The sequence below is a fragment of the uncultured Jannaschia sp. genome (genome assembly GCF_947494055.1).
Lineage (GTDB): Bacteria > Pseudomonadota > Alphaproteobacteria > Rhodobacterales > Rhodobacteraceae > Jannaschia.
Window position 1 is genome coordinate 42,309 of record NZ_CANLTR010000019.1, and the last position, 17,591, is coordinate 59,899.

Genomic DNA, 17,591 nt, shown 5'->3' on the forward strand with positions numbered 1-17,591 from the left:
GGGGCGGGTGTCGAGCCTTCGTTCGCGACATGCCGCGCCCGACGGAGCGGGGCGGCCCTTTTGACTCAAGACAGGGAGATCCCCGATGCAAGACGCCCCCGAACCCCCGCAGCCCGAGCAGAAGCAGCCGATGCCGGGCACGACCGAAAAGATGGACCCCCGTCCGGATCACGGCGAGGACAGCTATGTCGGCCACGACCGGCTGAAGGACAAGAAGACGATCATCACCGGCGGCGACAGCGGCATCGGACGCGCCGTGGCCATCGCCTTTGCGCGCGAGGGCGCCGACGTCCTGATATCCTATCTCGACGAGGAGGAGGATGCCCGCGAGACGGCCCGGTTGGTCGAGGCGGCGGGCCGGCAGGCGGTGCTGGTGCCCGGCGACCTCAGCGATCCGGCGCATTGCCGCAAGGTGATCGACGAGGCGGCGCAGGCCTTCGGGCGGATCGACGTGCTGGTCAGCAACGCCGCCCATCAGGCGCATTTCGAGAAGTTCGAGGACATCACCGACGCGGAATGGCGCAAGACCTTCGCGGTGAACGTGGACCCGTTCTTCTACCTCGTGAAGGCCGCGCTGCCGCACATGCAGGCGGGCGGGTCGATCATCGCGACGAACTCGATCAACGCCGACCAGCCGAGCCCCGGCCTGCTGCCCTATGCCACGACGAAGGGCACGATCCGGGACATGATCGCCGGGCTGGGCGCGATGCTGGCCGAGCGGGGCATCCGCGTGAACGGCGTGGCGCCGGGGCCGGTCTGGACGCCGCTCATCCCCGCGACGATGCCGCCGGAGAAGGTCAAGAGCTTCGGCAGCAACACGCCGCTCGGTCGCGCCGCGCAACCGAGGGAGCTGGCCCCGCCCTACGTGATGCTCGCCAGCGACGAGTCGAGCTACATCATCGGCGCGACCATCCCCGTGACGGGCGGGCGGCCATTCATCTGACACGTGCCGGGACTTGCCCGGCGTGCCGTCAGCGGGGTCAATAGCAACAATGACGGCCAGGCCGATTTTTCGAGCGCGCCTGTGCCTGGCCGTCAGGTCGGGCAGCCCCCGTCCGCCCCCCAGGGCGGGGGCTTTGCCCCCACCCGCGGCCGGGGACTGCCCTTTCCGTGGTTCGGAATGGGGTAAGCCTTTCTCCAGCCGCGTCCTGCACGCCGATCCGGGTCTGGCCGGCTTGCTGGCGTGGCAGACGGTCGCGATTCCGCGTGTCGGTCGGAACCTGTCGCGACGTTTCGGGTCGATCCGGTGCAAGGCCGAGGACCGGAACAGTCACGTCCCCCGGCCATACGGCACGATTGTCCGAGGGAGGTACGACTTGGCGGAACATTCCTGCGACGTGGCCGTGATCGGCGCCGGCACGGCGGGGCTGGCGGCGGAACGCGCCGCGCGAGAGGGCGGCGCGACGACGCGGCTGATCGACGAGAGCTTCGGCGGAACGGTCTGCGCGACGGTCGGCTGCATGCCCTCGAAGCTGCTCATCGCCGCGGCGGATGCGGCGCATGGCGTTCGCCGCGCGTCAATCTTCGGAGTCGAGCCCGGCGGCGTGACGGTCGACGGTCCTGCGGTCATGGCGCGACTGCGCAAGGAACGCGACCGCTTCGCCGCGGCCACGCGGGGCGCCTTCGACGATCTGCCGGCGGGGACGTGCCTGAAGGGCCGGGCGCGGTTCACCGGGCCGACGCGGCTCGAACTCGACAGGGGCGACGTGGTCTTTGCCCGGGCGGTCGTCGTCGCGGCGGGGGCCTATCCGATGGTGCCCGCGCCGTTCGAGGCTCTGGGGGATCTCGTCCTGACGAACCGGACCGTCTTCGAGATCGCGGACCTTCCGCGCTCGCTCGCGGTCATCGGCGGCGGGGCCATCGGGCTGGAGCTGGCGCAGGCCATGGCCCGGCTCGGCGTCGAGACCTGTCTTTTCGACCATGCGGAGACGCTGGGCGGGTCCGAGGACGCGGAGGTTCAGGCCGCGCTCGAGGAGATCCTCGGGGCGGAGGTGACGCTCCATCTCGGCGTCGAGGTCGAGGCCGCGCGGGAGGGGGACGAGGCCCGTCTCTCCTGGTCGGGGGCGTCGGCGGGGGAGGCCCGCTTCGAGCGGGTCCTCGTCGCGGCCGGCCGGCCGCCGCAGCTCGACGGGCTCGACCTGGTCGCCGCGGCGCTCGCGCTCGACGAGACGGGCTTGCCCGCGTTCGACCCGACGACCCTGCAATGCGGCGACGCGCCCGTCTTCGTGGCCGGCGACGTGAACGGCGACCGCCCGGTCCTGCACGAAGCCTCCGACGAGGGTACGCGCGCCGGGCGCAACGCCGCCGCCTGGCCCGACGTCACGCCCGTCGCGCGCAGCGTCCCGTTCCGCCTGACCTTCACCGACCCGCCCTTCGCCGTCCTCGGCGCGCCGGCCGCGGCGGACAGCATCGTCGGCACCGCCTCCTACGCCGATCAGGGCCGGGCGCGGGTGGAGGCGCGGGCGCAGGGCCTCGTCCGCCTTTACGCCGCCGCGCCGGACGGCCGGCTGACGGGGGCGGAACTGTTCGCGCCGGGGGCCGATCACATGGCGCATCTGCTGGTGCTGGCGTTGTCGCGGGGTGAGACGGCGTCCGCGCTCCTCGATCTGCCGATCTACCATCCGACGCTCGAGGAGGGGCTGAAGCCGGCACTGCGCGCGATCTGCGCCGCGCCGCAAATCTCCGCGCGCAGCAGCCGGGACAGCGGCGATCCGCCCGGGGCGTAGGGCAGGGGGCGCAGGCACGGCCTGTCGAGACGGCGGACATGCCTTCACGACCCCGTGCGATGCGTTGCCCGGCCCGTAGGCGCGGTTATCTGACCGTGATACCGTCGAGAGAGACATGACACGCAGGAGCTCCGGCATGGCCATTCTCGCCTCCCGCCGCACGATCATCGCAGGCGCCGCCGCAGCGGCCACCGGGCTCGCCATGCCCGCGATCCTTCGCCCGGCGGCGGCGCAGGGTCTGGCGCCCACGCCGACGATGCGGGGTGGCGCCAACAATTACCGGCCCGGCGCGCCCCTTGGTCGAGCGCATCGGCGGGGGCGGGTTCCTTATGACCGGGTCGGTGCGCCGCGCCGGCGACGGGGCCCCGGTCCGGGATGCGCGGATTCAGGTCTGGGCCCACACCACCGAAGGCTACGAGAGCGATCCGGAGAGCCACGGGGCGACCCTCACCGATGCCGACGGCACGTTCCGGATGGAGATGCCGCAGATCGTGCCCGCCTTCGGCCAGCCGCACGGCCACCTTGCCTACGATTCCGATTTCGACGGCGCGGCTTTCGGGACGGTGTTCCTGCGTCCGGTGATGGCGTCGGCGCGCGACGCGAGCCTCGAAGCCCATTTCGTTCTCGCCCCCGTGTGATCCCGGCCCGCACGGCCCTCGCCTGGGGGGCGGCGGTGCTCGTCGTCGCGGTGCCCTTCCTGATCGCCGCGGCGAGCCCGTTCCACGCCTATCGCAGTGCGCCCTACGTGGCCGCGAGCCTTGCCGGCGTGCTGGGGCTGGGCCTGCTGTTCGTGCAGCCGCTTCTGGCGGCGGGCTGGCTCCCCGGGGCGCGGTTGGCGCGGATGCGGCGCTGGCATCGCCGGGTCGGGGCCACGCTTGTCACTCTCGTGGCGATCCATGTGGGCGGCCTGCTGATCGCCAGCCCGCCCGACGCGATCGACGCCCTGCTCCTGCGCTCGCCGACACCGTTCTCCGTCTGGGGCGTGATCGCGATGTGGGCGGTGGTGCTGACCGGGCTGCTGGTGGCGCTGCGCGGTCGGATGCGGCTCCGGCCGGCCAGATGGGCTGCGATCCACAACGCCCTGGCGCTGGTCGTCGTCCTCGGAACAATCGTCCACGCGGTGCAGATCGAGGGGACGATGGAGGCGATGAGCAAATGGGCACTCTGCGCCGCCGCCCTTCTCGTCGCCGTCGCCGCCGTGGCGCGGACGCGCCTCGGGGCCCTGCGGCGGTGATTGCCTAGGGCGGCGACAACCTTCCGTTGCGGCCGGGTCAGGGAACGAGATGCCTGACGACGAGATAGGCGGCTTCGTTGGAATGGAACGTCAGATAGATCGCCAGCAGGATCAGCGCCGTGTCCGTGACGTAGAGGGCGATCCGGCCGAGCAGCCCGGCTCGCTCGCCGGGCGCTGCGCCGCCACGCTTCAGGCAGAGCCAGAGACCGAGCGGCGGCAAGAAGGCGAGCCAGGCCCGGGCGGTGGTTCCGCGAATATGGTTCGAGCGCGCCGCCGCAAGGCAGTAGAGCCCCATGCCGGCGACGACGAGGCAGCCGAGAAGCCCCAGCACCTGGGAGTTCGGCTCGATTTCGACCGTGAAGATGATACCGACGGACGCCCGGAACATGACCTGCAGGATCGTGACGTACAGAACGTAGGTCACGCGCCGCAACGCGGACCGGACGGTGAACCGCCAGCTTGCCAGAACGCCGCCGAGAGCCAGGGGCAGCATGATGAATGGATTCCAGACTTCAAGAGTGAGCAATGGGACACCTCTTCCGACGGTCCGGGTTCGATCCGGTCTGGGCCGGGCCGTTCTCTGAATTCTCGCCAATGACGTAAAAACCGTTAAGGCAGGCGATCCGGTCAACGCCCTGGCATCGATGGTTCAGAACGAGGTCGCCTTGTGGTCTGGCGTCGCCCGCCGCGTTGTTCCACATCGGCCCCAAAGGTCGAAAAGGAGCCCGCATGGAACAGAAACGCCGCCTCGAGGGCAGGACAGCTCTCATCACCGGGGCCGCCCGCGGCATCGGCCTTTCCTTCGCGCAGGCCTATGCGCGCGAGGGGGCCCGCGTCGCCATCGCCGACATCGACATCGCGCGCGCCCGCGCGGCCGTCGCCGCGCTCGGCGAGGCGGGCATTGCGGTGGAGATGGACGTGACCGACCAGGACAGCATCGACCGGGGCGTCGCGGCTGCGATCGAGGGGCTGGGCCATATCGACATCCTCGTCAACAACGCGGCGCTGTTCTCGGCTGCGCCGCTGGTCGAGATCACCCGCGCCGATTACGACAGGCTGTTCTCCGTCAACGTCGCCGGAACGCTGTTCACGATGCAGGCCGTCGCGCGCCACATGATCGCGCGCGGGCAGGGGGGAAAGATCATCAACATGGCCAGCCAGGCCGGCCGGCGCGGTGAGCCGCTGGTGGCGGTCTACTGCGCCACCAAGGCCGCGGTGATCTCGCTCACCCAGTCGGCCGGGCTGAACCTGATCGAACACGGCATCAACGTGAACGCCATCGCCCCCGGCGTCGTCGACGGCGAGCATTGGGACGGCGTCGACGCTTTCTTCGCCCGCTACGAGAACAAGGCGCCGGGCCAGAAGAAGAAGGAAGTCGGCGCGAGTGTGCCCTACGGCCGGATGGGGACGGCCGAGGACCTGACCGGGATGGCGATCTTCCTGGCCACCGAGGAGGCGGACTACATCGTCTCGCAATGCTTCAACGTCGATGGCGGACAATGGATGAGCTGATAGGGCGGGGGATGAACCGATGGATCTGGGACTGAACGGGAAACGCGCGGTCGTCACCGGGGGAAGCCGGGGAATAGGCCTGGGCATCGCGCGTGCCTTCGCGCGGGAAGGGGCCGATGTCCTCATCACCGCGCGGACGCAATCCGCCGTCGCGCGGGCGGCCGAGGAGATCGCGTCGGAATTCGGCGTGGCGGCGCGGGGAATCGCGTCCGACGTGGCCACGGCCGAAGGCTGCGCGGCGATCGTAGCCGCCGCCGCCGAGATGGGCGGCGCGGATATTTTCGTCTCGAATGCCGGCACCGGGTCGAACGAGACGGTCATGGACGCGCCCGACGAGAAATGGCTCGAGTTCTGGAACCTGCACGTGATGGCGGCGGTGCGGCTGTCGCGCGGGCTAGCCCCGCAGATGGAGGCCCGGGGCGGCGGTGCGATGCTGATGAACGCGTCGATCTGCGCCGTTCAGCCGCTCTGGTACGAGCCGATCTATAACACCACCAAGGCGGCGCTGATGATGTTCTCGAAATGCCTGTCGACGGAGATGATCGGCCGGAACATCCGCGTGAACACGGTCAATCCCGGGCTCGTCCGCACGCCCGACTGGGAGAACACCGCGCGCGAGCTCAGGGGCGAGAAATGGGAGGACTACCTGCAGGAGGTCGCCGACGAGCACGCGCCGATCCGGCGCTTCGCGAGCGTCGAGGAACTCGCCGACTTCTGCGTGTTCCTCTGCTCGGCGCGGGCCAGCTATCTCGTCGGAAGCGCGGTCCATGTCGACGGCGGCATGTTGCGGACGGTCTGAGCGCCCCGGACCGCCGGCGGGGCCGGGCCCTACAGGGTGCCGGTCGGAGCGGGCCCGGATTGCGGCGTTTCGGTTCCGGGCCGCCAGGCCTGCGGAACCGGAACGTCGTCCCCTCACGCGTCCTTTCTCCGAACGAAACCATGCGGCGAAGGCGCCCCGCCGCCGCGCGTTCAGACGGCGGAGAAGCCCCCGTCGATGGGCAGCGTGACGCCCGAGATCATCGCCGCCCCGTCGGAGAGGAGGAACACGATCGGCGCGGCGATGTCGTCCTCCGTCGCCCAGCGGCCGAGCGGCATCGTCTCGAGGAACGGCCCCTCGATCTCCGGGCGGCCCCAGTACCACGTGGACATGGGCGTCATCACGACCGTCGGATTGACGCTGTTCACGCGGATCCCGTGCGGGCCCAGTTCGAGTGCGGAGACCCGGGTGATGCCGTCGAGCGCCGCCTTCGATGCCGTGTAGGAGACGTGGCCCTTCAGCCCCACGAGCGCGGCCTGGCTCGACACGTTGACGATGGCGCCGCCCCGTCCAAGACGGATCATCGACTGCGCGGCGTATTTCGTCGCGAGAAGCGCGCCGCGGGTGTTGACCGCGATGACCTTGTCGAAGACCGCGATGTCGGTCTCCATCGGCGTGGCGATCTCGCCGCCGAAACCGCCGCAATTCACCAGTCCCCAGAGGTCGAGCCCGTCGAGCGCGGCCGCGACCTCTTCCTCCGCCTCGAGCGCGAAGGCGAGGCTGCGGCAGCCGGTCTCGTCGGCGAGCGCCGCGAGCTTGCCGGCGTCGCGCCCCGCCGCGATCACGTCCGCGCCCTTCGCGCGGAGCTGCCGCACGGTCGCGCCGCCGATCCCGCCCGATGCGCCCGTCACGAGGATCGCGCCCCCACCGAATCGTGTCATGTGCCTTCGTCCTTCCATCGTGCCGCCGGACCAGCCGCCGCATGCCCCGCGATATCCCGCGCCGTCGGGCAGTTGGATGTGCGGCCGCGCCGGACGGGCAGGGTCCCGGCACGCCTGTCGCTCGCGCAGGCGATCGGCCCGCGGACGCGCCGACCCACATCCCTGCCGACGCCGCCCCCAAAGAGGACGGGCCGGAAGCCGCCCGCTTCGCTCGCCGCGGGGAGCGAAGCCGCGAGCTCACCGCCGATCCGGCCGTTTCGACCCGAGGGAACGGCCGGGCCCGGCGCCTGCAACGCTCGCCTCATTCCTGCGCGCCCATCATCAGGCGCACGACCTCCTCGTCGCTGGTCTCCGCCGGACGGCGCTCGCCCGCGACCTTGCCACGCGCGAGCACGATGATCCGGTCGGCGGCGGCGAAGATGTCGGGCAGGTTGTGCGAGATCAGGATGATCCCGACGCCGCGCGCCTTGAGCCGTTCGATCAGGGCCATGACCTCGCGCTGCTCGGGCACGCCGAGCGCGGCGGTCGGCTCGTCCATGATGACGAGCTCCGCCTCCCAGTGGATCGCGCGGGCGATGGCGATGGCCTGCCGCTGTCCGCCGGAGAGTTCGCGCACCGAGGCGCGGGGGTCCGGCAGCTCGATCCCGAGGCCCTTCATCACCCGCGCGGCGTCCGCGCGCATGGCGCGGCGGTCGAGGACGGGCAAGCCTAGCACGCGCGTCGTCTTTTCCCGGCCGAGATAGAGGTTCAGCCCGGGGTCCAGATTGTCGGCGAGCGCGAGGTCCTGATAGATTGTCTCGATTCCCGCGCCGCGCACCGCCTCGGGGAAGGACCCGGTCAGGCGGCGTCCCTTGAAGCGGACCTCCCCGGAGGTGGGCTGATAGACGCCGGAGACCATCTTGATCACCGTGGACTTGCCCGCGCCGTTGTCGCCGGCGAGCACCACGCATTCACCGGGGCCGACCGCGAAGGAGACGTCGCTCACCGCCTCGTTGCCGCCGAAGCGCTTGCGCAGGCCCTCGACCTCGAGGAGCGCGCTCACGATCGGGCTCCGGTCAGGCGGTCGCGGGACTGGTCGACGATGACCGCGACGATGATCACGAAGCCGACCGCGATGAACTGCCAGTAGGGGGGCAGGCCGGAGAAGACGAGACCGAACTGGATCACGGCGATGATGAGCGAGCCGACGACGGTGCCGGTGATCGTGCCCTGCCCGCCGGTGAGGGAAGCGCCGCCGATGAAGACCGCGGCGACTGCGTAGAGCAGGATCGGCTCGCCCGCATTGGCGGCGCCCGCCGAGAAGCGTCCGGTATAGACGAGCCCGCCGATGGCGGCGGTGACGGACGAGATCACGAACAGGATCATCAGGTGCCGCTTCACGTCGACGCCCGCCCGCTCGACCGAGGCGCGGCTCGCGCCGAGCGCGTAGGTATGCACGCCGAAGCGCGTATAGGTTAGAATGTAGTGGCAGACGAGTGCCAGCACGACAGCGAGCAGGACCGGGATCGGCACGCCGAGGACGTTGCCGTTGCCGAAGGTCCGCGCCGCCTCGTTCTGGATCGACACGACCGCGCCGCCCGCCACGATCAGCGCCGCGCCGCGGGCGATGCCGTAGGTGCCGAGCGTTCCGATGAAGCTCGGCACGTCGAGGCGCGAGACGAGCCAGCCGTTCACGACGCCGACGCTCACGCCCGCCAGGATGCCGGCGGCGAGCCCCGCGAGGAGCGCCAGGACGCCGCCATCGGCGCCGAACATGTTGACGACGAGCGCCATGGTCACGGCGGCGAAACCGGAGCTGAAGGCGATGGAAAGGTCGATATGGCCCGCCACTACGACGAGCGTCAGCCCGAGCGCGAGAAGCAGGATCTGCGCCGCCGCGATGGCGAGCGATTGCAGCGAATAGACGCGGAACAGGAACGTCGTCCCGACCTCCACCTGCGCGTAGATCTCGAAGAAGACGAGGATCAGGGCGAGGAACAGCCAGGACCACAGGTTGAGCAGGGGCTTCCAGAAGGAAGCCCCGTTCGCGGACGCATTCATGCTCATTCCGCGTAGATGAACTTCTGGATGTCCTCGTCGTTCACGTTGTCCGCCGTGATGACGGTGAAGCCGGTACCGATCTGGGTCGGGACCGACTGGCCCTGGATCACCGCGAAGGCGGTCATCACGCCGTAGAAGCCGATTTCGGCGGGGTGCTGGGCGATGACGGCGTCGACCTGACCAGAGGAGAGGTTGTTGGTGATCGAGGGCGGCGCGTCGAAGGCGATCATCGTCACCTGATCGTTCATGTTCGCCGCCGCCACGCCGTTCGAGGCGCCGAGGGCGGAGAACAGGTTGGCGCCGAACACGCCCTTGATGTCGGGGTTGCGCGCGAGCACGGCCTGGAACTGCGAGGCGGCCTGCGAGGCGTCGTTCTCGTTGTACTGGGTGTCGAGCACCTCGACGTCGGGGTAGTTCTCCGCCATCTCGGCCTTGAAGCCCTCCTCCCGCTGATCCATCGTCGAGACCCCGGGCCGGAGGTGGGCGACGTAGACCTTGCCCGCGCCGCCGATCGCGTCGGCCATCGCGCGCGCGGCCATGCGCCCGCCCATCACGTTGTCGGAGGCGATGTAGGCGAGCGGGAAGTCGGCATCGCCCGCGCCGTCTTGATACTGGCCGTCGTCCACGAAGGTGTCCACGGTGATGACCGGGATGCCGGCCTCGTCGGCGCGACGCAGCGGCTCGATGAGCTGCGTGCTGTCGGTCGGCGCGATGAGCAGCGCGTCGGGCTGCCGCGCGATCACGGCGTCGAGCACGGGGGTCTGGAGCACGGGGTCGAACTCCTCCGCTCCCTGGAAGTTCACCTCGATACCGAGCGCCTCGGCCGCCGCCTGTGCGCCGCGGTTCATCGTGATGTAGAACGCGTCGGTCGTCAGGCCGGGGATCAGCGTGATCGAGATGTCCTCGGGTGGCACCGGCAGCGGGTCGTCCTGCGCGATGACGGGCGCGGCGCCGAGTCCGATGGCGGCGACCAGCGCCGCACGAAAGAGATTGGTGTGCATCCTGTTCCTCCCTGGTGGTCGGTCCCTCCCGGACCTGGCCGGATGCTCTGCCGGTTACTGGCGGGGGTCAACAGGCTTGCTGTGGAGATGGCGGCCGAACCGGAGGCGTCCGCTCTCGTGGGCCTGCGGCCCGGGACCGGGTCGTGGCACCGCCCCGCGCCGGTTCCCTGGCAACCCGGTCGTGCCGTACGACCGGATCGGGGCGGGATTTTCGCCGAACGGGTTTGCGCCTTCCGCGAAGGACGGTAACGGTCAGGGATTAGGCCGGGGGAGCGACGATGCAGGGGTCTCGAATGAAACCGTCGGGCCGGAGGATGTCGATCCGCTCCATCGCGGCAGGCGGGCCTTTCCCGGCAGGTTCAGGGACACGCCACGGAGGGCCGGAATGACACGTGCGCTCGCTCCGGACGCGCTCGGGCCGACGATCTGCGCCGGCGAGATCCTGGTTGAGCTCGTCGCCAGCCGTCCCGGCGCGGGCTTCCGGGAGGTTCTGGACCTGACCGGGCCCTATCCGAGCGGTGCGCCGGCCATCTTCATTGACCAATGCGCCCGGCTCGGCGGGCAGGCCGCGATGATCGGCGCGGTCGGCGACGACGATTTCGGCGCGGTCAATCTCGACCGCCTGCGTCAGGACGGCGCCGACCTGAGTGGCGTCGCCGTGGATCCGGACCGCCCCACCGGCTCCGCATTCGTGCGCTACCGCCCGGACGGCGCGCGCGACTTCGTCTACAACATCGCCCATTCCGCCGCCGCCCGCTTCGGCTGGTCCGACGCGGTCGAGGCGCTGGTCCGCCGCGCGGGGCACCTGCACGTCATGGGCACCGCCCTGTCGATGCAAGCGGCGCGCGATGTCATCGTCCGTGCGGCGGACATCGTCCTCGGGCGGGGCGGGTCGCTCTCCGTCGATCCGAACCTCCGCAAGGAAATCGCCCACGACGCGGAAACGGAGGCGCTCTTCGCGGACCTCGTCGATCGCGCCGCGCTCTGTCTGCCCTCGGGCGAGGAGCTTTCCCGGGCCGCCGGAATCGCGATGCCCGAGGCGGCGGTCGCGGCGCTGCACGCGCGCGGGGTGGGCGAGGTCGTGCTGAAACGCGGCGCGGGGGGCGCCACGTTGTTCCTGCCGGGCGGCATCCGCCACGACGCCGCGGCCTTCGCCGTCCCGGAGGTCGATCCGACCGGCGCGGGAGATTGCTTCGGCGCGGCCTACCTGACCTGCCGGCGCCTCGGGATGGCGCCGAAGCGCGCGCTCGACTATGCCTGCGCCGCGGGCGCGTGCAACGTCGCCGTTCGCGGGCCGATGGAGGGTGCGGCCACCCGCGCGGAGCTCGACGCCTTCATCGCCGGTACCCCGAGGAGGGCTTCGTGACATTGCTCGACGATTTCGCACGCCACCGCCGCGACGGCCGCCCGAGGGGTATCACCTCGGTCTGCTCGGCCCATCCGCTCGTCCTGCGCGCGGCGCTTCGGCACGGACGGGAGAGCGAGGCGACGGTGCTGATCGAGGCGACCTGCAACCAAGTGAACCACGAGGGCGGCTATACCGGGATGCGCCCCGCCGACTTCGCCCGCCTGGTGCGCGAGATCGCCGCCCAAGAGGACTGCCCGGAGGAGCGGATTGTCCTTGGCGGCGACCATCTCGGCCCGAATCCCTGGCGCGACCGGTCGGCCGAGGAAGCGATGGCGGAGGCCGTGCGGATGGTGGAGGCCTATGTCGCGGCGGGCTTCCGCAAGATCCATCTCGACGCTTCCATGGGCTGCGCCGGGGAGCCTGCGGCGCTCGACGACGAGACGACCGCGATCCGGGCCGCCCGCCTTGCGCGGGCCGCGGAGGATGCCGTCACCGAGGACGGTTCCCCGCGCCCGGTCTACGTGATCGGGACCGAGGTGCCGCCGCCCGGGGGCGCGGACCACGCGCTCGACAGCGTCGCGGTCACCGCGCCGGAGGCCGCACGGCGCACCATCGCCGTCCACCGGGCACGCTTCGCGGCCGAGGGGCTGGGGGCGGCGATGGCGCGCGTCGTCGCGGTGGTCGTGCAGCCGGGCGTCGAGTTCGGCAACCGCAACGTCGTTCCCTACGACCCGGACGCGGCGCGGGGGCTCGCCCGGGTCCTCGACGAGGAACCCGGCTTCGTCTTCGAGGCCCACTCGACCGATTACCAGGGGACCGGACCGCTCGCGCGCCTCGTGGCGGACGGGTTCGCGATCCTGAAGGTGGGACCGGAGCTGACCTTCGCCCTGCGCGAGGCGCTCTACGCGCTCGACCTGATCGCGTCGGACCTCCTGCCCGGTTACGGCGACCGGCCGTTGATGCGCGCGATGGAGGCGCTGATGACGTCCGCGCCGGAACATTGGTCGCGGCATTACGGGGAAGCCGCCGAGGACGCCTGGATGCGGCACTATTCGCTGTCGGACCGCATCCGCTACTACTGGGCCCGTCCCGAGGCCGAAGCCGCCGTCGAACGTCTCGTCGCGGCTTTGGACGGACGACACGTGCCGCGCCCGCTCCTGTGGCAGCATCTGCCGGGCGCGGCGCACCTCGCCGACCGCCCGTTCGACGCGGAGGCCGTCGTCCTGAATCACGTTGCAGACCGGCTCGACGCGTATCTCGCGGCCTGTCGCCCGGCGGGGTAGCGGCGTGCTTTGTCGACCACGCGACCGGCCTCTTTCATTTCGGCAGGCGGGTCGGTGTCGCGGCGTCGAACGTGGCAGTGGCGGCCCTCGATCGGGTGCAACTGGTCATCGACGCGTTGTCCCGGCACGGCGGCTATGCAGGCCGCCGCGGTTTCGACCTGCCGGCGGCGCCGGGTCGGGCGCCCGGATGATCCGCGCTATCCCGCGCCGTCGGTCCGCCCCTGGTCACCACGTAGCGGGGCAGGCGGGTCTTGCCGGCGTCGGCTTCGACGGGCGGCTGACAATCGAACGTCTAATGGCTTCGGAGCAGTCCATCCGCCTAGGTCAGCGTTCCGATCGGCATTCGCCGACACTCATGTCGAGAGCGCGACCCATAGCGAGAGTACGCCACCACCGCTCGTCTACTTCCGCAGCTTCCAGCCGGTTCTGAAGATCCACCAGATCGTGCCGAGGCAGAGGGTGAGGAATAGCAGGATCATCGCTACGCTGAGCCCGATCGCCACGTCCGCCTCCCCGAAGAAGGACCAGCGGAAGCCGGACACCAGATAGACGACCGGATTGAACAGCGTCACCGTCTGCCAGGCCGGGGGCAGCATCGAGATGGAGTAGAAGCTGCCGCCGAGGAAGACGAGTGGCGTGATGACGAGGAGCGGCACCAGCTGAAGCTTCTCGAAGTTGTCAGCCCAGATGCCGATGATGAAGCCGAGAAGCGCGAAGGACACGCAGGTCAGGATCAGGAAGACCAGCATCCAGACCGGGTGCAGGATCGTAAGGTCCACGAAGAAGAAGGCCGTGGCCAGGATGATGAGACCGATGAAGAGGGCCTTCGTCGCCGCCGCTCCGACGTAGCCGATGGTGATCTCGATGAATGAGAGGGGGGCCGACAGGATCTCGTCGATCGTGCCGATGAACTTCGGAAAGTAGATGCCGAAGGACGCGTTCGACGTGGCCTGCGTCAGGACCGTGAGCATGATGAGACCCGGCACGATGAAGGCGCCGTAGGGAATGCCTTCGACCGTCTCGATCCGGCTGCCGATGGCCGCGCCGAACACGACGAAGTAGAGCGACGTCGACAGCACGGGCGAGACGACCGATTGCGCCAGAGTGCGGAAGAAGCGCTGCATCTCGAAGGCATAGATCGCCCGGATCGCGGCGAGGTTCATGCGACGTCTCCCTCGGGTTCATGACGGGTCAGGCCGACGAAGATCTCCTCCAGCGACGATTCCCGCGTCGTCACGTCGGCCACCTGCAGGCCCGCCGCGTCGATGGCGGCCAGAAGGCGCACGACGCCCGTCCGCGTGGCTCGCGTGTCGTAGGTATAGATCAGGCTGTACCCGTCCTCGGACAGCGACAGGTCGTAGGCGGAAAGCATCTCGGGGACCGTCTCCAGCCTCGCAGTCAGCGCGACGTGCAGAACCTTCTGGCCCATCCGCGCCATCAGGGCTGCCTTATCCTCCACGAGGAGGATGCGACCTCCGTCGATGACGGCGATGCGGTCGGCGATGGCCTCCGCCTCCTCGATGTAGTGGGTCGTCAGAATGATCGTGACGCCCTGCCGCTTGAGGTCGGCGACGATCTCCCACATGCCGCGGCGCAGTTCGACGTCGACGCCTGCCGTCGGCTCGTCCAGGAAAAGGACGCGGGGCTCATGGGAGAGAGCCTTGGCGATCAGGACGCGCCGCTTCATGCCGCCGGAGAGTTCGCGTACCCGCGCGGTGGCCTTGTCGCCGAGAGACAGGCTGTCCAGGATTCGAGCGATCAATTTCGGATCGCGGGGCTTGCCGAACAGCCCACGCGAAAAGGCGACCGTGCTTGCTACCGGCTCGAAGGGCTCGAGGTTGATCTCCTGAGGGACGAGACCGATCAACGCACGGGCTGCGCGGAAGTCACGCACAGTGTCGTGGCCACCCGCCGTGATCGTGCCCTCCGTGGGCGTCGTGATTCCGCAGATTGCCGAGATCAACGTCGTCTTCCCGGCGCCGTTCGGACCGAGAAGCGCGAGTATCTCGCCCTCCGCGATATCGAGATCCACGCCCTTGAGCGCCTCGAACCCGCTTGCGTACCGCTTCACGAGCTTGCGGACGCTGACGATGGGATCGGTCATGGCGGGGTCCTTTCGGCTGGCGCCACCGTTCGCATGCCGGCCGACGCTTCGCCATCCCCAAGGTTGGGTATGCCCGTCGTTCAGAATGTTCGAACTTTCATGACGCGGCCTTCGCCCGGAACGATACCGGATTGTCGGCGAGGATCGCCCGCAGCTCGACCAGCGCCTGAGGGCGGTAGATGTTGAGCAGCACGACGCAGATGCGGGCCAAGCAAGAAGCCTGTCGGTCCACGACAGTGCCACAGAACTTGCGGGCCGGCCGCATTGTTGGCAGCAATGGGAATACCGGCCTCGACGTGACGAAAGGTTATATAGCAAGGTTGGAGATAAGATCTGACTTCCTGCCGGGTCCGTTTCCGAATGCTCCGGCCCTTCGTCCTCGTAGACAGCCCATACCGGCGGTCGCCCGACAAGCTCGCGCAGTCGGGGTTGCCCCATGAACGAGGCAGGCAACCGGCCACACGGCCACCAACAGGGAGGATCACCATGACACCACACTTCAGGACGTTTCGGCAGACAGCCATGACGGCCGCGGCCGGCATGCTCGCCGTCGCGGGGGCGAACACCGCGGCCGCCGCGACGATGGGCCCGCAGATCGCGGCGCAGACCTACTCGCTCAGGGCCTTCGGGACCCTCGAGGAGCAGATGCGGATCATCAAGGATGCCGGCGTCGATTACGTGGAAGCCTATGGCGGCCTCGGCGCGGCGTCGGATGCCAGGGCGGTTCTCGACGCGGCGGGACTGACGGCCATCTCCGACCATGTCGGGCTCGCGGATCTGCGTGCCGACGCGGCGAATGGCTTGGCCTCCGTGATCGCGCGGCAGCGGACGCTCGGCAACGACACTGTCGTGATGCCGTACCTCGTGCCCGACGACCGCCCCGCGGACGCGGCGGGATGGGGGGCGCTCGGCCGTGAGCTCGGCGGCTATGCCGACCGCCTCGCCGAGGAGGGACTGACATTCGGGTATCACAACCACGATTTCGACCTTGTCGCGGTGGACGGCTCGACCGGCTACGAGATCGCGATCGCGGCCGGCGGCCCCAACCTGAAGGCGCAGGTCGACGTCGGCTGGGCGGAGCGCGCGGGGGTCGATCCGACCGCGCTGCTGCAACGGCTCGACGGCAAGGTCATTTCGATCCACGCCAAGGATCTGGCCGATCCCGCGGATCCCGGGCCGACCGCCGGAGGTAGCGAGGCGCTTGGCTTCGACTTTGCCGCCGTGGGCGAAGGTCTCGTGGACTGGGGCTCCGTTCTGCCCGCCGCGCTCGATGCGGGGGCGGAGTGGTTCATCATCGAGCACGATTTCCCGCCCGACCCGTTCGAGGTCATCTCGACCGGCCGGACCTACCTCGCGGAGAACCTGCCCGAGCCGGCGCCGGTCCCGCTTCCGGCCGGCCTGCCGCTGCTCGCCGGCGGTCTTGTCGGCCTGGGCGTCCTCCGCCGCCGCGCGCGCTGAGGACGATTGCGGGTCCGCGCCACAGGCGCGGGCCCGCATTCCGGGCATGACCTGCCTTCGGTACGAACGTTTCCCATGACAGCCCTGGCACCCTGTTTCGACCCGGATACGAAAGCGAAGAGGCGTTGTTTTGATCAGAAGTGATCGAGAACGGCCTTGCCCATATTGCGGCGGACCTGCCTGGATCGCGCATTGGCAGTTCGAGGAGGGGAAATCGCCATCCGGTTCTATCGATCGGATGTGGCTTCACACCTGCACCCCTTGCGGATTCGCGGCCTATCTTTCGGGAGACCGGGAGCGGGATTTGAAGAAAGAGAATGCTTTCGGGCCAACCCCTCCAAGGGGCGCGCCACAATCCTGAAAAGGGACGGCTTTCGATGGTCCCACGGCTTGGCCTCCCTCGGTGCACCTACATGCGGTCGGCTTGCCGTCGGCCTTGTATTCTCGACATCGAAAACCGTTGCTTGTCCTAGACGTCCAAGGCTCCAACGCTGCTTCAACGTCCCTCGCGTCCTACATCCTGCCCCAAAGCTTGAGCTTTCTGGACGAAAATCGTCCGCAGTTAAGAGCTTACCGATCTTCGCGTGCAGTTCGCGTACCGTTTCCGCATAGACCTCGGGCGCCCTGCGAATACCGCGACTTGGCCGTGCTCGACGGTGAAGGTCGTGGTCATATCACTCGCCATTGTCGCTCGGATCAATGGCGCGACATGGCTCGTCCCACATCGCGTTGACCGTCTCGGGGATGAAACGCATCGCGCCAGCCATTCAGATCCGCCGCCGTCACTACAAGCGCCCGCGCCACGATCTCCAGCGGCTCACCACGCAGAACCCGCAGCACCGCGTACCGCTTGCGGCCTGCCGTCATCCGCCGCTCCTGTCCCGGAGCCGCAGTCGCTCCGACACCTGAACTCTCCGCGCACGCGGCTCCTTCGAGCTTCCCATCCGTCATCTCTACTACCTCCGAGCGGCTTCAATAAGCCTTCAGGGGTGTCTCAGCGATCCCTGGGGCGGGGGAGGTGGGCTCTGTGGTGGGTATGCCGAGCGCTGTATGGCCGTTCAGCGCGGCGGCGCGAATCTGGAGTTCTGCGACCTGACGTTCGAAGTCGCGGATAGTGTCCCACCCTGTGGTGTAGGAGGCCGCGCGCGGAGCCTTTGGCTCGGCGCAGCGTGCGGCCGGGCTGGTGG

General features: G+C 69.3%; 15 protein-coding genes and 3 pseudogenes. 9 read left to right on the forward strand and 9 right to left on the reverse strand.

Annotated elements, in window-relative coordinates; translation table 11 throughout:
• Positions 1-85: 85 nt before the first annotated feature.
• The 4 genes and pseudogenes from Q1A87_RS14670 (at position 86) to Q1A87_RS14685 (ending at position 3,960) form a co-directional block, all read left to right on the forward strand.
• On the forward strand, positions 86-943 hold the full coding sequence (locus Q1A87_RS14670; RefSeq protein WP_299652680.1) for an SDR family oxidoreductase: 858 nt from the start codon (positions 86-88) through the stop codon (positions 941-943).
• A gap of 373 nt (positions 944-1,316) precedes the next feature.
• Positions 1,317-2,726: a dihydrolipoyl dehydrogenase gene (locus Q1A87_RS14675; protein WP_299652683.1), complete on the forward strand. Its 1,410-nt coding sequence runs from the start codon at positions 1,317-1,319 to the stop codon at positions 2,724-2,726.
• Positions 2,727-2,928: 202 nt separating this feature from the next.
• Positions 2,929-3,364 (forward strand): annotated as a pseudogene (locus tag Q1A87_RS14680) (twin-arginine translocation pathway signal).
• A gap of 35 nt (positions 3,365-3,399) precedes the next feature.
• Positions 3,400-3,960 carry a ferric reductase-like transmembrane domain-containing protein gene (locus Q1A87_RS14685; RefSeq protein WP_299652686.1) on the forward strand — a complete coding sequence of 187 codons (561 nt, stop codon included), beginning with the start codon at positions 3,400-3,402 and terminating at the stop codon, positions 3,958-3,960.
• Between the two features lie 37 nt (positions 3,961-3,997).
• On the opposite strand, the gene Q1A87_RS14690 is transcribed toward Q1A87_RS14685, so the two are convergent.
• Positions 3,998-4,453, reverse strand: coding sequence for a hypothetical protein (locus tag Q1A87_RS14690; RefSeq protein WP_299652689.1), 456 nt, complete (start codon positions 4,451-4,453; stop codon positions 3,998-4,000).
• A 236-nt stretch (positions 4,454-4,689) separates the two neighbouring features.
• On the opposite strand from Q1A87_RS14690, the gene Q1A87_RS14695 reads away from it, so the two are divergent.
• Entirely contained in the window at positions 4,690-5,472 is a 783-nt protein-coding gene (locus tag Q1A87_RS14695) for an L-iditol 2-dehydrogenase (RefSeq protein WP_299652692.1), read from the forward strand.
• A 19-nt stretch (positions 5,473-5,491) separates the two neighbouring features.
• Positions 5,492-6,271: an SDR family oxidoreductase gene (locus Q1A87_RS14700; RefSeq protein ID WP_299652695.1), complete on the forward strand. Its 780-nt coding sequence runs from the start codon at positions 5,492-5,494 to the stop codon at positions 6,269-6,271.
• Between the two features lie 170 nt (positions 6,272-6,441).
• Here the strand turns inward: Q1A87_RS14700 and Q1A87_RS14705 are convergent, their stop codons facing one another.
• The 4 genes from Q1A87_RS14705 to Q1A87_RS14720 form a co-directional block, all read right to left on the reverse strand.
• Positions 6,442-7,170 carry an SDR family oxidoreductase gene (locus Q1A87_RS14705; protein WP_299652698.1) on the reverse strand — a complete coding sequence of 243 codons (729 nt, stop codon included), beginning with the start codon at positions 7,168-7,170 and terminating at the stop codon, positions 6,442-6,444.
• Positions 7,171-7,471: 301 nt separating this feature from the next.
• Positions 7,472-8,212: an ATP-binding cassette domain-containing protein gene (locus Q1A87_RS14710; protein WP_299652701.1), complete on the reverse strand. Its 741-nt coding sequence runs from the start codon at positions 8,210-8,212 to the stop codon at positions 7,472-7,474.
• Positions 8,209-9,210 carry a ribose ABC transporter gene (locus Q1A87_RS14715; RefSeq protein WP_299652704.1) on the reverse strand — a complete coding sequence of 334 codons (1,002 nt, stop codon included), beginning with the start codon at positions 9,208-9,210 and terminating at the stop codon, positions 8,209-8,211. The genes Q1A87_RS14710 and Q1A87_RS14715 overlap by 4 nt, the downstream gene beginning before the upstream one ends.
• 2 nt (positions 9,211-9,212) lie before the next feature.
• Positions 9,213-10,211: an ABC transporter substrate-binding protein gene (locus Q1A87_RS14720; protein WP_299652707.1), complete on the reverse strand. Its 999-nt coding sequence runs from the start codon at positions 10,209-10,211 to the stop codon at positions 9,213-9,215.
• Between the two features lie 385 nt (positions 10,212-10,596).
• Here Q1A87_RS14720 and Q1A87_RS14725 point away from each other — a divergent pair, with 385 nt between their 5' ends.
• Positions 10,597-11,577: a sugar kinase gene (locus Q1A87_RS14725; RefSeq protein WP_299652710.1), complete on the forward strand. Its 981-nt coding sequence runs from the start codon at positions 10,597-10,599 to the stop codon at positions 11,575-11,577.
• A complete protein-coding gene (locus tag Q1A87_RS14730) occupies positions 11,574-12,842 on the forward strand; it encodes a D-tagatose-bisphosphate aldolase, class II, non-catalytic subunit (protein ID WP_299652713.1) in 1,269 nt (422 codons plus the stop codon). The genes Q1A87_RS14725 and Q1A87_RS14730 overlap by 4 nt, the downstream gene beginning before the upstream one ends.
• Positions 12,843-13,243: 401 nt before the next feature.
• Here the strand turns inward: Q1A87_RS14730 and Q1A87_RS14735 are convergent, their stop codons facing one another.
• Both Q1A87_RS14735 and Q1A87_RS14740 read right to left on the reverse strand, forming a co-directional pair.
• Positions 13,244-14,005 (reverse strand): ABC transporter permease, encoded by a 762-nt coding sequence (locus tag Q1A87_RS14735; protein ID WP_299652716.1) that lies wholly within the window; start codon positions 14,003-14,005, stop codon positions 13,244-13,246.
• The gene (locus Q1A87_RS14740) at positions 14,002-14,946 is read right to left on the reverse strand and encodes an ABC transporter ATP-binding protein (protein WP_299652719.1); all 945 of its coding nucleotides are present in this window, start codon (positions 14,944-14,946) and stop codon (positions 14,002-14,004) included. Before Q1A87_RS14740 ends, Q1A87_RS14735 begins: the two co-directional genes overlap by 4 nt.
• Before the next feature lie 486 nt (positions 14,947-15,432).
• Here Q1A87_RS14740 and Q1A87_RS14745 point away from each other — a divergent pair, with 486 nt between their 5' ends.
• Positions 15,433-16,404, forward strand: coding sequence for a sugar phosphate isomerase/epimerase (locus Q1A87_RS14745; protein ID WP_299652722.1), 972 nt, complete (start codon positions 15,433-15,435; stop codon positions 16,402-16,404).
• A 747-nt stretch (positions 16,405-17,151) separates the two neighbouring features.
• On the opposite strand, the pseudogene Q1A87_RS14750 reads toward Q1A87_RS14745, so the two are convergent.
• Positions 17,152-17,355: pseudogene (locus tag Q1A87_RS14750) on the reverse strand (hypothetical protein); the annotation flags it as partial.
• A gap of 21 nt (positions 17,356-17,376) precedes the next feature.
• Positions 17,377-17,591 (reverse strand): annotated as a pseudogene (locus Q1A87_RS14755) (hypothetical protein); the annotation flags it as partial.